This window comes from Thermotalea metallivorans, from assembly GCF_001562415.1.
Classification (GTDB): Bacteria; Bacillota; Clostridia; order Peptostreptococcales; family Thermotaleaceae; genus Thermotalea; species Thermotalea metallivorans.
Map to the genome: position 1 here is coordinate 115,255 of NZ_LOEE01000028.1, position 16,516 is coordinate 131,770.

Here is a 16,516-nt window from a genome sequence, read left to right on the forward strand (position 1 = left end):
TCGTCTATGGGCTGACAGCCAGTGGCTACGATTCCTCACCGATGTCTTATGGCTTTTAACGGCTAACCCCTAACTGCTAATGGCTAATGGCAAATGGATTTTGATTGGAGGGAAGAGGATGGAGAGTAAATTGAATCTTGATCAAAGTTTGATTGAGAAGGCGCGCAATTCCGCAAAAAATATTGCTGAGGATACACAGAAATTTATCGACAAGCATACGACAGTGACGGTGGAGAGGGCTGTGGCCAGACTTTTGGGCATCGATGGCGTTGATGAGATCGATAAGCCCCTGCCCAACGTGGTGGTAGACAATATCAAAGAGGGTGGCGGTTTATCCCTGGGGATTGCCTACTGGCTTGGGAATGCCATGGTCCATACGGGAAAAGGTCTTCAGGAAATCGCAGAGATGGTTGCCCGGGGCGAATTGGATTTGACAAAGCTCCCTACGGTCCATGAGAACAAAATCAAGGAGGCCATTGCACCCCTTGCGGAAAAAATGACAGGGCGAATCCGGCAAAACAGAAAAGACCGGGAGAATTTCATAAAGAATTTGGGAGAAGGCAGAAAGCCTTATCTTTATGTTATCGTGGCCACGGGAAATATCTATGAGGATGTGCTGCAAGCCCAGGCGGCTGCCAGACAGGGGGCCGATATTATTGCTGTCATCAGGACCACTGCCCAGAGCTTGCTGGATTATGTTCCCTACGGTCCCACCACAGAGGGTTTCGGGGGAACTTATGCAACCCAGGAAAACTTTAGGATCATGAGAAAGGCCTTGGATGAGGTGGGGCAGGAGGTCGGGAAATACATCCGATTATGCAACTACTGCTCAGGATTGTGCATGCCGGAGATTGCAGCCATGGGTGCCATGGAAAGACTGGATGTTATGCTGAATGACGCCCTCTATGGAATTTTGTTTAGGGACATCAATATGCAAAGAACTCTGGTCGATCAGTATTTTTCAAGGATTATCAACGGCTTTGCCGGCATCATCATCAATACGGGGGAGGACAACTACCTGACCACTGCCGATGCCGTGGAAGAAGCCCATACGGTGCTGGCTTCTCAGTTTATCAACGAGCAGTTTGCCTTGAAGGCAGGCATCCCCGAGGAGCAAATGGGGCTTGGCCATGCCTTTGAAATGAATCCCGATATTGAGAACGGATTCTTGCTGGAGCTTGCCCAAGCCCAGATGGCAAGGGAGATTTTCCCCAAGGCACCGTTGAAATACATGCCGCCTACCAAGTTCATGACAGGCAATATTTTCAAGGGACATATCCAGGATGCCCTGTTCAATATGGTTGCCATCATGACCGGACAGGGAATTCAGTTGCTGGGAATGCTGACGGAGGCCATTCACACGCCGTTGCTGCAGGACAGGGCCCTTTCCATAGAAAATGCCAAGTATATCTTCAACAATGTCAGGAGCCTAGGAGAAGAAATTCAGTTTAAAAAGGACGGCATCATCCAAAAAAGAGCCCAGGAGGTATTGAAAAAGGCTGCGGATATGCTGGAGGAAATTGAGAGAGAAGGCCTGTTTGCCACCTTGGAGCAAGGAAAATTTGCCGGGGTGAAGCGGGCCATGGACGGCGGGAAAGGATTGCAAGGGGTTGTCCAGAAGCATGAGAAATATTTCAATCCCTTTATGGAATTGATGTTGGGAGGTGCAAGGTAATGGCCGTGCAGAAGGTGGATTTGACAAAGATCAAACCTTATGGAGATACGCTGAATGACGGAATGGTGCAGCTATGCTTTACCCTTCCCATACCCTGTGGAGAAGAGGCAAAGGAAGCTGCCAGGCGTCTTGTACTGAAGATGGGATTGGAAGAGCCCTCCGTAGTCCATGCAGAGGACTTGGGCGTAGGCTACACCATGTTTGTAATGTACGGCAAATGCCAGCATACGGTAGACTATACGGCTATTGAAGTACCAAAGGTGGATGTGGAAGTCATGGACAAAGAAGAGGTAGAGGCCTATATTGAGGAAAATATCGGCAGGGACGTGGTCATCGTGGGAGCCTGTACAGGTACGGACGCTCACACGGTGGGTATTGATGCCATCATGAATATGAAGGGCTATGCCGGTCATTATGGTCTGGAGCGATACAAAGGGATTAAGGCCTACAATCTGGGCAGTCAGGTGCCCAATGAGGAATTTGTGGCGAAGGCCATTGCCCTGAATGCCGATGCTTTATTGGTATCCCAGGTGGTTACTCAAAAAGACGTGCATATCCCCAATCTAACCCAGTTAGTGGAGCTTTTGGAGGCGGAGGGGATCCGGGATCGGGTAATCCTTGTATGCGGTGGGCCGAGGATCAGCCATGAGTTGGCCAAAGAGTTGGGCTATGACGCAGGCTTCGGCAGCGGCACCTATGCGGAGGACGTGGCCTCCTTCGTGGTAACGGAAATGGTAAAACGGAACCTGGTCCATAAAAAATAAGACAAAAATACCGGAGAGGAAAACTTCTCCGGTTTTTTGTCTTATTTGCCCAGAGGAATGGTGAGGCTGTTGTGGAGCATGACGGCAATGTCTCCCCTGGTGGCAGGTGTCTCTGCCTTTATGGCAACGTCCTTTGTCAAACCCAATTCCGTGGCCGCGTGAATAAAATTATTGGGCCAGTCCGTTCCCTGTACTTTGCTTCCATAACCCAAGGCATTGACAAGGATGGTTATGGCTTCGCCATGGGTAATATTCCTGTTCAAGCGAAAGGTTCCGTCTTCATAGCCCCGAATGAGGCCGTTTTCCACGGCAATATTGATATGTCCGGTACTCCAATGGGTTGAAGGCACATCTTGGAATTTTGTCTTGCCCTTGCGCTGCAAGGCTGCGGATTCTTTACCGATCAATCGTACAGAAACGGCAGCAAATTCAGCCCTTGTGATATTGTCCTGGAAACGCATGTTTCCATCGGGATCGCCGATCATTAAACCCAAGGCTTTCAGTCTCACGCCGATATCTTCTAATTTTGTCGTTTCCAACCCGTAGGCGGTATGGAAGACGAGGATCGTAAAAATCAAGGCGAGTGTAATGATCTTTTTTACCCTTCTGTGCATCCTTCATGCCGTTACGCAAAACTTATAAAACTTTACAAAAACATTGTAAAAGTTTATGTTTGCTTCCTCGTTCATCGTGTCCGACCTCGGCTACCCTACTATCGTTTGATGTGACACTCCAGAGGCTTAAATTCCCGTGTAACTCACGGTACACAGCATCATAATTCGTTTTGGTGATTTATGATACTTTATATCTTGATAAATTGATACTTGCGTTCTTATCCCTGTCTATTACGGTACCGCAACATTCACATATAAATTCCCTTTCAGACAGTGACAGTCTGGTTTTTACATGGCCACACGCTGAACAGGTTTTGGATGAAGGGTACCATTTGTCGGCTTCTATAAATTCAATTCCATATTTCCTGCATTTATACTGAAGCATTGTTTTGAATTCAAACAAGCCCTGCTCTGCTATTGCTTTTGACAGGTGTTTATTTTTCATCATACCGCTGACATTCAGGTTTTCCATAACTACCCTTGATGGCTTGGTTTTCACTATCTGGGCAGTTGCTTTATGCCTGTTGTCAGTTCTGATGTTATCAAGACGTTTGTGCAACTTTTTAATGTTTTTTTCAAGTTTTATAATGTTGCCTGTTTTGACGTAACTTCCCCCTTCCTTGTTTTTTTCATATTTGTTTGAAACCTTGCGCTGCAACCTGCGCAATTTCTTTTGGAGTTTTTTAACTCTTTTGGTTTTGTTAATGTTTTTGAATGTCATTTCGTTTGAGCATACAGCTAGGTCCTTTATTCCTAAATCAATACCTATACTTTCGTCTGTAAGCTCAACATACCCTTGCTCTGCCTCAATACCTACAGACACATACCAGTGTACTCCGTCAAACTTTACTCTTGGGTTTGTATATTTTGCGTTTTCCGGTATCCTGTCTTTTTCTGAAAGCCTTACCCACCCTATCTTTTCAAGTCTGACTCTGCCTTCTTTGAATTTTATCTTTTCCGTATCTTGATAAAATTTTGGCTGACTTTTCTTTTTACTTTTGAATTTCGGCTTATCAGCAAGCTTTTTGAAAAACTTATCATAAGCGTCACAGGCATCTTTTATGGCTTGTTTGGTTATGTTATTGCTATAATGATTAAGCCACTTATATTCTTCGGTCTGCTTTAAAAGCGTTAATTCTTTTCTCAAATCCCCGTCTTTAATAAACTTGCCACCACTTTTATAGTTTTCTTCCTGTTTTGCAAGCGTCCAGTTATATGCCCATCTTGCTACTCCTGCACTCTGAAACAGTTTTGTTTTTTGCTTGTTGTTAGGTTCAAGCCTGACTTTCAGGGCTATTATCATCTGCTAACAACTCCTTTATTATCTTTTTGGCTTTACTGGCTCTCCGATCTTGAAGTTTGCAACTGAATACAGTTACAATTTGAACTAGATCCTCAACAAGTTCTTGCTCCTCGGTTTTCTCTGTATTATCAATAATTTCAATAGCTGTCCCATATTTACTACATAGGTTTTCTATAAGTTCATACCCAAATCTTAGCAACCTATCCTTGTACAAAACAACTATTTTTTCTACCTCAGAAGCAATAATCATATCAATTAACTGGTTCAATCCTTTTTTGTTATAGTTTATACCGCTCCCTATATCAGTAACAACCTCAAACGAATAACCTTTTGCTATCATATAAGCCTTTACATTCTCTATTTGTCTTTCAAGGTCATCTTTCTTTGTCTTTCAAGGTCATCTTTCTGTTTGTTACTTGACACTCGGCAGTATCCTACAACTTTTCTCTGGGTCGGATTTTCACCTTTAAAAAAGCCTAAATAATGTTGGAGTTGCTGTTGGGAGTAATACCTATAACCACTTTTTCCAATATGACTTGGTTTTAGTTTTCCGACCTTATCCCAATTTCTAAGGGTTTGTTGGGTTACTCCTATTAATTCTGCAAACTCGCCGATTGAATAATATTTCATCTCTAACACCTCAAAAATATCATAGCATCAATTATAATATTTTTATAGTGTTTTATTAACTTTTATAAATGTTTTTTAACTGTTGTTAGCCTCCTTTGCAGATACCCAATTTGAAAATGAAATGAGATTTGTTTTGGCAGCTAACAACATTATACCAGGGAATGGAGGCCAAGGATATTTCAACTGTGTTACAGAATAGGAATATGGCACGCAGTTATTCCGCCTCTAATATTCACTATAGGAAGTAATGCGGTTGTTGCTGTCGCTGTAGGTATAGGTGGCCGTCCAGTCTCCTTCTTGATCATAAACATATACTGTCACATCATCATCAAAGTTTCTGTCAACTTCCTTGCAGACGGACAAGATAAAATCACGGAAATCCTGACTGTCCCGATTTTTCCAGCTGCTGTAGGAACGGCGGAAATCACCATACATCCTTACGACAATATCGTCGTTGGATTGGCGGCTTAAGCTGTAGCTGAATCGCAAGGTAACTTCATCATCCCGGTACCGGTAATAATGATTATTCAGATTCTTCTCCGTCTGATCAAGGGTCGACCGGGAAGAAGAACTGCCGTAGCTCCTGTCTTCCTTTAACATGGCCAGCTCAAGATTTTTTTGTTCTAACTGGTATTTCAAACTGTTGATCTCCATATTTTTTCTATCCAATTCATATTTCATGGTACTGAGGGCCACCTGCTGGTTTTGATTGGATGTCAGATGCATCACCTTGTTCTTATCATCCCATTGTACCGTATAGCCTAGGTTGGCGGCGATATCGTTGATGGAAACATAGGTGTGATTGTTGAAAATAAAGGGTTGGCTGGCAAAAATCAAAGGTTTGCCATCAAGATTGACCTTGATATCATAAAACCAGGCAGTGATGTTTTTACTGAAGCTTTTTCCAAAACCCAAGACAGGAGTCGTCAACAAAATCAAACAGACCATTATGAAAACCGATAATTTTTTTTTCATAGAAACACCTCCAAAAATTTACCATTTCATGATTTTATTGTATCATAGAAGAAGGAGGACCTACAAGAAAATTGTCAGATAAGCAAGAAGTAAAGAAATTTATGGAAATTGCCATAAAGATTGAAGGAAAGAAGCAATTCTGCCGAAATACTTATTAGAATTTTATCGACATGCGGGGGGATTTCTTTGACAAAAAAAGCAACTGCAATGATTTTGATCTTTGTGATGTGGTTTTCTGTACTGCCTGTGGAAAATGTCCGGGCGGTCCAAGAGAAATTGGAGCTATGGGAGGCAAGGGTATTTATGCCTGCCGATCCTGTGGGGTCAAAAGTGATCAAGGGACAAAAAAATGTCAGTTATCAAGTCCGGCAAATCGACTTTGCCTATGAGGCATCCCTATCCTTGGCGGCGGGAAAAAGTCTAAGCAGCATCAAGGTATATGCCGGAACGGAAGATGAAACCTATAAATTTGATATAGGAATCACAGGAAATATTTTGCGGTTGCAGATCAAGGCAGGGGCGGATCATATGCCTTATTATCAACTGCAAAAGCACAAATTGTACAAGATCGTCATACCCCAGGGCTTATTGAAGAACAGCGACGGGACAAAGGTCAACGGCGCTGAAAATTTTACCTTTGTTACCAATACAGATACAGGAGTCTACAGGGATGATATTTTGAAGAGTGTTGTGCCGGGAAACGGCGGGAAGGGAATTGATTATCGCCAGGGAACCATTACCTTTACATTTGTGGATCCCATTATCCTCCATTCCCAAATCCACCAGTACATAGAGATAGCCACATCGCCGGTAGCTGCGGGGATTCCCGGCTATGCATCGGATTCCCCGGAAAATTATACGGCGAGGGCGGAAGGGAATCAACTGATCCTGACGGCAAAAGACGGAAAATTTAAGGATTTTGCGGTTTATACGGTGAAACTGAAGGAGCAGGCCCTCTATCTTTCCGGAAGTACCGATAGCGACGGAAAAATCTACAACGGGCCGGTGGAGATTTCCTTTACCACCGATGGGATGGTAGAAAGCACTAACCCGGTAAATAACGGGACAAATATTGAGGTAGATCCTGTTCTTACCTTTTATTTTAAGCATCCCATTCAGTATGATACGGCCAAGATAAAGCTTGTGGAGCAGGCTGCCGGTGGAGAAATCCCCATCAATGTGGCGGCCCATGGAAAAACTCTTTCCATCGCCGTAAAGGAAGACGGCGGAAATCAGCCCTTAAAAAAGAATACCCTCTATAGGGCAACGATTTTGGCAGGGGGTGTGTCCTTTGCCGATTATCCTTCTGTCCATAACACGGTCAACATAGACCTATACTTTACCACAGGAAATCAGGGACAAAATCCCATGCCTTCTGCCTACGGCTCTACGGAAACCTTTGGGGACGACATCCGGAATATGGAGAAAACCCAATTGGGAGAGAATGGGGCTGTGTATATCAAAATGAACCGTCCCATCCGATGGGATAAGGATTGGAGCGGAGATGACAAAAAGGAAGCCCGGAAGGACAAAGTAACCCTGTATAAGATGCCTATGGCGGAGAATAAAGGATACTCGTCGAAGGGGCAGATCTATGATAAAGCCTATGGATATGTAAAGGATGGGACCAGCGGTGTATTCAAGCTGAAATCCATGGAGAATTATAAAGAGAAGGTCATCATCGAGGAATTGGAGATTGTGGGCTCTAACAAGGATATCCTCAAAATAAAACCCAAAATGCCTTTTTTGAGCTGCAACGCCTATCAGTTGATCATTGACCGAGAAATTATTGAGGACGATTATGGGTACAATCTGCTGTCCAATATTGATTTTCAATTTTGGACCAAGGGGAGCGGGATTGGGTCCCAACCTTCTTGGAGCATTCCTGTGATGGGGACGGCGAAGACGGAAGAAATCACGGGCATGCCCCATAAGAAGTTCCGAATCACCGGAACGGCGAAATTTTCCTCTGGGGAACCCTTGGTGCTTTCCCTGCCTGTGGAGGTTATCCCTAGGATGGCAGAGGGAAAAGTAGAAGGGAACTATTATCGGAACAAGGCATTGGAAAGAATCCTTTTACGTTCCACCTATTATGAAGAGAAACTGCAGATGGTAGGAAATTCCTTAGAAAGTATTCCCGAGGTCAGGCTGGATATGGACAAAACCCTCCAATTTTCTCTCGTATCCGCTGACCATCCTGCAGGGGAGCAGGTCCGGTGGATTTCCGAAAATCCGGCAGTAGCATCGGTGGATTCCCAAGGAAAAGCGAAGGGGATTGCAAGGGGACAAACCCAGGTGTTGGCCTTGGATAAAATGGGCAATCTTCTGGGGAAAGCCCGCATTGTGGTAGAGGAAGCCTTGTATGTGTCAGAATTGAAGCTGGAGTATGACGAGGGCCACAATGGAAAAAGCACAAAGATCTTTCTGTATCCCAACCAGGAATTGGAGGCAGGCAGAAGCTACAAACTTTTTATTCCTGCCGACGTATTCCAGACAAGGGGAAAGGCCTTTACCCCGGCTTTAGAACTGGAGCTGGTTGTGGGCGGCGATGATACGGCACCGGCCTATGTGGAGGCCATGGAAAACGGGAGCGTATCCGTTGGAGATTTGATCAGCAAAGCAGAGGTTGTTTTTTGGATCCAGGGGACTAATTTTAGTCCAGGGATAGAAAATGTGCAGTTGACAGCAGGGGATAAGACGATCACCATCGATCCCCAGTATGTCCAGTATATGGGGACCGATCAGTTGAGGGTGACAATCAAAAACCCTTTGAAGGCGACCTTGGCCAGTGAAGCCTATGTGGGAGATTATACCGTTGCAGTGAATTTCCAAGGCGGGCGGACCACCACGTGGAAATCGGGCCATCCCTTTCGGATCCTGACCATGGGTCCCCCTAAGGTAATCGGCAAGTATCCTGCAGAAGGGGGAAGCCATGATGAAAAGAGCTTTGTCCATGGGGTAAAGGACAGTTTTACCAATGGCAAGTATTTTCTTCGATTTACCTTTGAGGATGCGGACGGAAGCCTTTTCCTCAATGGGGAAACCGGTTTGACCAATCTGTCGGACTCTGTGGTGATAGCGGCAGGAAGCGGCGTGTCCATGATTGACGGAGACTTTGTCAATCAGATCAAAGTTATTGGAGATTATGAGAAAACAAAGATTATAGAAAAATATATCCTTGTCAAAGACAGCAGCAAAAAAGAAGCTACCCTTTATGTCCCTGTCCAACCCCTCCGATCCCAGACCACCTATCACGTTGTCTTAAAGGCGGGAATTGTCCGGAATACTGTGGGACAAAATGAAGAAATTGCCTACTCCTTCCATACGAGGACCGTACCCTATACGACGGGGATAGAGATGGGTAGCGTCACAGAAGATTATGATATCGATGAGCCTATCGTATTGAAGGGAGACTTCTTTGAATCCGGTTATATACAGGCATACTTTAATGAAATTCCTGCTTATCGGGTCAGTCCCGAAGAAAGACTGGGCAGCGACGGAAAACTCAAGGAAAAAATCCTGAAGGTATATCTGCCCAGGGGAAGCAACCGGCTAAAACCAGGGGTATATAACGTTACCCTCTCCCATGGCCCCAATCACCAAAGCATACTGTACGGTTCCTTCAGTGTGGTGCCTGCCGGCAACGCAGTGCCCCATGACCAATACCGGGTGAAAGAAAAAAGATGGGAAGGGGAAGTGAAGGCCGATGTAAAAATCAGCGAGGATACCCTGCTGCTGGAAACAAGACATGCCAATGCCCCTTATCTCAGCTTTGATTTGGATGAGATGATGGGAGAGGATGTATGGGTCAGAAAAATCAGCTACGAAGGGGATACCCGGGATAAGATCGGCATACTGGAAACCAAATCCAAATGGGCCAATATTACATTGTATGGCCTTACCCTGGACGGCAATGCCTCTGACCACAGGATTGTCCTTTCCTTAGGAAGAACGGAACCCCAGGCAGTCCAATGGATTCAGAAGAAGTTGAAGGGAAGCGTCAAATCAGATTTTATCCAAGTGACGGGGAAAAATTTCAAGCTACAGAACATGGCCCTTTCGATTCCCATCAAGTATTCTAAGGGTCAAAACCTGAAAATATATCGTTACGACGAGGAAACAAGAGATTTCTATGAAATCAAGGGAACCATTCATCTTGTGAACCAAAAAGTAGAGTTCATGAGCAGCAACCCGGGGATCTTTGTCATCGTAGAATCGTCATCGGAAAGGTAGGTGCATGATTGCCATGAAAAAAAAGGACATCAAAAAGATTGTAGCCGCATTCATGATTTTTGCACTGGTTTGCGGGATTTTCCCCTGGCAGGAGATACCCGCTGTCTTTGCAGCGCCGACAGTGAACAAAATAGAAATCACCAAAATCTATAACGGGAACTACAATCTTCCTTCCCACTATTACTTAACTGTATACGGAAGCGAACTGAACAATCTGGAGGTAAAGATACAGAGCGACGACGGCAAGGTGACAACCTTGACCCCCTCCAGCCCAGGGGCAACGGTGTCCCAGTATACCATCTCCACCAGCCAGGTGGGCTCCAAGTTTCTGATCAACGGCCTTCTCTATGAAATCGTAGAGGATGATATGCCCCAGCTCAAGGGTGTAACCAGCAAGCTGGTGCAGTCAGGGCAGCAAATCGGAATTACGGGTATACGTTTGAACAAGATCGATACGGATAATAGCGATAACAAAACCATCAAAATCCAGTACTACCAGGGAATATCGGAACAGGATATTTCTACGGCCATGATCCATACCGATGACACCCAGACCACCAAAAATATCACGGTGGTGGCCGGCTTGGGAGTCCAGAATTTGAAAGTCGTAAAGAAATATAAGGAAGGTGCTGTGGATATAGAAATTTCCTATCGATATCTGGATGCCTTCCGGATTTACGATATCATCAGCGGTGTGAATCCCGCCGATATTGTCATGAATCCCAACAAAGGAAAAAAAGGAGACAAGGTAACTTTGACAACGGACACCTTTCCCGAGGATTACTCCGTATTTCTCATTGAAAATCTGGAGGACCCTTTCCTGGGGAAAAATCTGGGAGAGGCCATTGAAAACAACCACAGCCCTACCCAGAAGGATACCATTACCTTTGAGGTTCCCAGCGGTCTGGAGTTGAAAACCTATCATGTCATCTTGACAAACTACATCAATCCTGCAGGAATCAAACCTACGGACAACATATCGAACCTGATTGTGAAACAGTTGTGGATTGGCACCTTCACGGTGGTGGACGGAAAGTTTTTGCCCCAGATCCAGTCGGTGCAGCCCAGCTCGGGACCCGATGCGGGATCGGAGGTAAAAATCAACGGGAAATTCTTTGAAGAATTGAATATCGACGGGCTGACGGGCTTCTACGATAGCAGCATCGGGGCAGAAAATCTGGAAGTGGAAGAGCGCAACGGATTGAAGCAGTTGAAGATTGCTTATCCCAGTGATGCCAATACAAAATACAACGGGAAACAGGTAACCATTCAAAGATATATTTCCGTCATCATCGGAAATGCTGCTGAATTTCAAGATAAGACAAAGCAGGCCTTCTATTATGGTGCCAACCAGTTTGATACCCTGACGGTGATGGCAAAACCCTTAGAAGCAGGGGACAAGGATCTCGTCAAGGATGTGATTGTCAATATCGAGACAATAATTACGGAAACAGCCGACCCCAGCAAGGTATATGTCATTAAGGAGCAGGCCGTGAAGGAGGATGCCTACACCTATATACCCAGCTTTACGGAGCCTGTCATTGACACGGTGGTGCCCAAAGTCATTGGTGTCAAGAAAGAAGGGGTGCTGTATAAAACGGCCACCGATGTGATTATCGCCATCAACGGAAAGGATTTTCATGTGTATAAGTATGTAGACGGAACGGGGCAGGAAAAAATCATTTATCCTAAGGTGGTCATCGGAGGCAACGATGATAATGGAGAGATCCTCCTCAAAAGAATCGGAGATACGGTATACTACAGGGATAAGATCAACGGGGATGTGGTGTTGGCAGGAGCCGGCCTGGAGGTCATGGATGCCCAGGGCAGACTCATGAACGGAACCGTAGGAAGTGAAATCGGGAACAAAATCATCCTACGGATTCCCGCCGGTTTGGAGATTGATGCCCAGAAGGTCAATGCATCCCTGCAAAATGTGGCTGTTGCCAACCCTGTAAGGGGATCGGAGAACTATGGGCCTTATACCATTAAGGCCGATGCGGTACAGTTTATCCATACGGAGGATGTGCCCGTCATCGAAGAAGTAAAACCCAATGTGGTGACGCTGGACGGGAGAGAGGATGTTGTCATCAAGGGAAGCAACTTTGCCTCGGACGTGAAGGTATATATTGACGGCAAAGAGGTTACGGGAATCAAGCGGAACGGCATCGGAACCCAGATTGACTTCAAGTCTCCTCCGGGCAGGGAAGGAGATACCTTGGTCTATGTGCTGAATCCCAGTACCGGCGGGATTGCCACCTATCCTTACAAATATGTGAGGACCTATACTAACCCCAAAATTACAGACTTTTCCCCCAAAAAGGGAAAAACAGGAACCTTGGTGGTGATTACGGGGGAAAACTTCATCAAACCGGACCCCACGGCCTTGGAAAAAGATATTTTCAAGTTGATCGGAACCCGGGTCCTGTTGGAAGGAAAGGATATCAACCAATATTACAGGGATAGCATTACAAAGCAGATTACCCTGCAAAATTTTGAGGCGGCCGACAAGATTCTTCAAAACAACGGAGAAAAACTCATCCTTAGGGATTATTACCACAGCATCATCCTAAAGGATACGGCCACGGGAAGATTTTTTACTTTGGATGTGGATGTCCAAGGAAGGCCTTTGTTGTCCAACGGCATTGACCAAAAGTTTGTCTTCAGTGCCGAGGGCAGCGGAATCCGGGCCGACAAGGACGGGGGCGGCATCTATGATGTCACCCTTGGCACAGGAAATGACGCCGGAGGCAATTATGATTTTATATCCTTGGATGTGAGACCCGCAGACGGTACGCCGGAGCTGACTCTGAAGGTGATGACCCCTTACATCGTACAAAACGGTGTCATTACAGGGAACAACGTCAAGGTCATGGGGATTGACAAAATTTACTTTACTGTGCCTATTCTTTCGGCAGACGGCTATTACGATGTAACGGTGGAAAATCCCGATACCAAGCGGGACAGCAGAATGGATCAGGCAGGCTTCTACTATTATACCCAGCCTTCCAGCAAACCCAAGATCAAAACCATTGAACCGGATCACGGTTCTGTGGATGGGGGATACCTCATCAGGATTACGGGAGAAAAAGAACCCGGCAAAGAATGCTTTGTGGATAATGGCGCCGAGAAAACAAAGGTGTTTATCAATGGGATAGAGGTGCCTAAAGAGAAGGTTACGGTCAGCGTGGACGGATTGACCATGGAGGCTATAGTGCCGAAACTGAATGTCGATTTGCGGTCAAAATACGATACGGACCGTCTGACAGTTCCGGTGGTGGTGGTCAATCCCGACGGAGGCAGCGACAGCAAGGAAAAGGGCTTTACCTATATTGTGCCTACCTCCCATCCGGAAATCATCAAAATCGTACCCCAAAAGGGGAATGCAGCAGGGAATGAAATTGTAGAGATTACAGGAAAGGATTTCCGATTCTATGAGCCCTATGATGATGCCAACCGGGATCAGGCGTGGAACCCGGGAGAAACCTATAGGGATTTAAACGGTTTTTTCTATCAGGGAAATGGCAGTTTTGTTGCCGATGACGGTACCCAAGGGCCCGATGATTTTACCAACATGCAAATTTATCAATTGAAGGCAGATGTAGGGGAAGACAACTTCCAAAAAATTGTCCTTCCTGTACTGCCCAAGGTATATTTTGGCACCAAACAGGCGGAGATCCTTGAATTTGCCAACGGTTATCTCAAGGTGAAAACACCGGCCGGCAAAATCGACAGCGTGGATGTCTATGTGGTCAATAATGACTCTGGTATTTCCAACACAGTAAAATTCACCTATGAAGGATCCAATCCCAAGATTGATAAAATCATTCCAGCGGAAGGGAAAAAACAGGGAGGAGAGAAGATAGAGCTCTTCGGGAAAGGTTTTGTGGTCACAGATGTGTCCGTCTATTATAAAGATACGGCAGACGGCAACTACAAAACGAAAACCATCCCACAACCCCTGGTGCGGTTTGGGAATATCTACAACAAGGATATTCCCAGGGAGCAGGAGAACTCCGGGAGAATTGACAACAGCCGTGCTACGGTGAAATTGGCCGGGGGCTTGACGGTAAGCTATGACGGGGCAAACAACCTTCTGACCCTCACCATTCTGGAGGAGCAGAAGAACTATACCGTTACCCTTCCCTACACCGGGGCCATTGCCTATGTGCCCGTCAGCCTGCTGGAATATGTGGACGGCCAGGGAATTGCCCAGAGCTATGCAAGCGGCGGAAAATATGACGAATGGATACGGTTGGAGGTTTCCGACAGGAGACTGCTGGTGGAGAGGGGCTATTCTCCGAAGGTGGAATATAAAGATGCAACCCAGATGGTGGTATATACCCCTTCCTATCATACGGTGGGGCCGGTGGCCGTAACCATTCTGAATCCTGACGGAGGAACTGGGGAAGGCAAATTTACCTATAAAAATCCAGACAGCAGGCCTGTCATTACCAATATTACCAAAGACGGACGGAATCCCAGTGCAGAATTTATCAACGGCCAGGAAATGAGGATCGTCCGAATGACCTATAAAGGGGGCAACATCGTTTCCGTATTGGGAACGGATTTTCGGGAAAATGCCATCCTTCAGGTGGGAGATGTGCTGACAGTCAAAAAAGAGAATATTACCTACCAGCTCCCGGGCAAATTGACTTTTACCATGCCTAATGTGGGAGAGGGCGCCCTAGGAAAGCGACACCGGGTGGTTGTCATGAACGAGGATGGGGGAAATGCATCCTCCGATTTGGCCAATCCTCCCATCTACATTGAGTTTATCAAGGGAGAGACGGCCCCTGCCGTTGAAACAGTAACACCGGCCAAGGGACCTGCCGGCGGAGGAACCACGGTGACCATCAGAGGGAAGGATTTCAGGGAAGGATTGTCTGTGTTCTTTGGAGAGGTGCAAGTACCCAAGGCCAATGTAACGGTGGTGGATTATAAGACCATCCGAGTGATTACGCCGGCCCATGGCCCCGGCCAGGTGGATGTCAAGGTGGAAAACCCCGATGGAGAATTGGCAAACCCGGGAGGCAAATATACCTTTGTGAGCACCCCCAATATTACGGCTGTGGTGGATCCTTCCGATCCCGGAGAAACCACGAGAATCAAGACCATTTCTATCTTAGGGGGGCAAGAAATCAAAGTAAAGGGCTCCGGTTTTATGGAAGGTGCCAAGGTGATTTTCAATCCCAAGCTGGAGCTTGTTGCCGATGGAAAGGATACGGAAAAAGCCCTGTTCATCCAAGGAAAGTACTATACCTTAAAACAGGGAGCGGAAGGCAGCAATACAAAGGTGATTGACGGGGAAACCCTGACGGTGGCCGCACCGGCAGGCAAGCAGGGAACGGGAGGCATCCTGGTGGTCAATCCCGATGGCGGAGCCAGCAGCATCTATGGAGACCTCCTCTATGGGACACCGGAGCTTCAAGCCCCTGGGGGGGTAGTGGCGGAGCTGGTATATGATCGGTATATCAAGGTGAATTGGAATCCTGTGGCCGGTGCAAAGGAATACGAAATTTACGTTGTGGCGAATAATAAGGTAAGGGAATTCATTGGCAGTACAGAGCTGACATCCTTTGTCTACGAAAATATAGCGCCCTATACCAGCTATCGATTTGTGGTGACGGCCATCGGAGCATATGGGTCGTCCAAGGCTTCCAGCGAAAGCAACACGGTGACCACCAAAGGAAAAGCAGGACCTCCGGATCAGGATGGCGGCCTGGGAGAAAAGACAAAACAGGAGAAGATGGGAGACCGGGCCGAAATCGTGATCGGAACAGGTGAGGATACCCAAAAAGACCTTACCGTTGATCTGACAAGGGGTACCCTGGCAGGAAGCAAGGAGGTTGTCATCAGTATTCCCGCATCGGTGGTAGCCGATGGGGGAAGGGGCAGCATTATAGTGAACGGAAAGGATTTCCGGATCAAGTTCAGCCCGAACATCTTCTATACCGATAAGATAAAGGAAAACAAAAAAAGAGGGGATGCGGGCGTTCGAGTGGAAATTATGCCTGTGGCGGAAATCCCAGATATGGATAATCATCAGACGGCCCTATCCGGAGCCTATGGCATCAAAGCCTTTGCTTTTGCAGGCAAGGACCGGACGGAGATAACCTATGTGAGGGCACCCGTGCAAATCACCTTAGACGTGGATCGGGCAAAAGCCGATATGAGAAAATTAAAATCCCTTCACCTGAGCCGGTATGATGCATATGAGGGGACTTGGATCCCGATGGCTGCCGGCAATGGGGACAGTATGGCCCTTACGGCCCTTACAGACAGACTAGGCAAATTTATGATTCTGGGAAGCAGGAGGTAG

At 46.4% G+C, this 16,516-nt stretch carries 7 protein-coding genes and 1 pseudogene; 4 read left to right on the top strand and 4 right to left on the bottom strand.

The window, feature by feature from the left end; translation table 11 throughout:
• Nucleotides 1–118: 118 nt before the first annotated feature.
• Nucleotides 119–1,675, top strand: coding sequence for a lysine 5,6-aminomutase subunit alpha (gene kamD, locus AN619_RS05790; RefSeq protein WP_068555666.1), 1,557 nt, complete (start codon nucleotides 119–121; stop codon nucleotides 1,673–1,675).
• Entirely contained in the window at nucleotides 1,675–2,439 is a 765-nt protein-coding gene (gene kamE, locus AN619_RS05795; RefSeq protein ID WP_068555668.1) for a lysine 5,6-aminomutase subunit beta, read from the top strand. The genes kamD and kamE overlap by 1 nt, the downstream gene beginning before the upstream one ends.
• A 41-nt stretch (nucleotides 2,440–2,480) precedes the next feature.
• Here the strand turns inward: kamE and AN619_RS05800 are convergent, their stop codons facing one another.
• From AN619_RS05800 to AN619_RS05820, 4 genes and pseudogenes are all read right to left on the bottom strand, one after another.
• A complete protein-coding gene (locus AN619_RS05800) occupies nucleotides 2,481–3,053 on the bottom strand; it encodes an S-layer homology domain-containing protein (protein WP_068555670.1) in 573 nt (190 codons plus the stop codon).
• A 178-nt stretch (nucleotides 3,054–3,231) separates the two neighbouring features.
• Nucleotides 3,232–4,356, bottom strand: a complete 1,125-nt coding sequence (locus AN619_RS05805; RefSeq protein ID WP_068555671.1) for an RNA-guided endonuclease InsQ/TnpB family protein — start codon at nucleotides 4,354–4,356, stop codon at nucleotides 3,232–3,234.
• Nucleotides 4,328–4,986, bottom strand: a pseudogene (locus AN619_RS15570) (IS607 family transposase). The gene AN619_RS05805 and the pseudogene AN619_RS15570 overlap by 29 nt, the downstream one beginning before the upstream one ends.
• Nucleotides 4,987–5,211: 225 nt before the next feature.
• Nucleotides 5,212–5,961, bottom strand: a complete 750-nt coding sequence (locus AN619_RS05820; protein ID WP_068555677.1) for a stalk domain-containing protein — start codon at nucleotides 5,959–5,961, stop codon at nucleotides 5,212–5,214.
• A gap of 186 nt (nucleotides 5,962–6,147) precedes the next feature.
• On the opposite strand from AN619_RS05820, the gene AN619_RS05825 reads away from it, so the two are divergent.
• Together AN619_RS05825 and AN619_RS05830 are read left to right on the top strand one after the other, a co-directional pair.
• Nucleotides 6,148–10,194: an Ig-like domain-containing protein gene (locus AN619_RS05825; protein WP_068555683.1), complete on the top strand. Its 4,047-nt coding sequence runs from the start codon at nucleotides 6,148–6,150 to the stop codon at nucleotides 10,192–10,194.
• 13 nt (nucleotides 10,195–10,207) lie between these two features.
• Nucleotides 10,208–16,516: an IPT/TIG domain-containing protein gene (locus AN619_RS05830; protein WP_198153249.1), complete on the top strand. Its 6,309-nt coding sequence runs from the start codon at nucleotides 10,208–10,210 to the stop codon at nucleotides 16,514–16,516.

Excerpts from the sequence above, each read along its gene's own strand:
- AN619_RS05820 (WP_068555677.1), bottom strand. The coding sequence starts at position 5,961 with ATGAAAAAAAAATTATCGGTTTTCATAATGGTCTGTTTGATTTTGTTG.
- AN619_RS05800 (WP_068555670.1), bottom strand. The coding sequence starts at position 3,053 with ATGCACAGAAGGGTAAAAAAGATCATTACACTCGCCTTGATTTTTACG.
- kamD (WP_068555666.1), top strand. The coding sequence starts at position 119 with ATGGAGAGTAAATTGAATCTTGATCAAAGTTTGATTGAGAAGGCGCGC.
- kamE (WP_068555668.1), top strand. The coding sequence starts at position 1,675 with ATGGCCGTGCAGAAGGTGGATTTGACAAAGATCAAACCTTATGGAGAT.
- AN619_RS05830 (WP_198153249.1), top strand. The coding sequence starts at position 10,208 with ATGAAAAAAAAGGACATCAAAAAGATTGTAGCCGCATTCATGATTTTT.
- AN619_RS05805 (WP_068555671.1), bottom strand. The coding sequence starts at position 4,356 with ATGATAATAGCCCTGAAAGTCAGGCTTGAACCTAACAACAAGCAAAAA.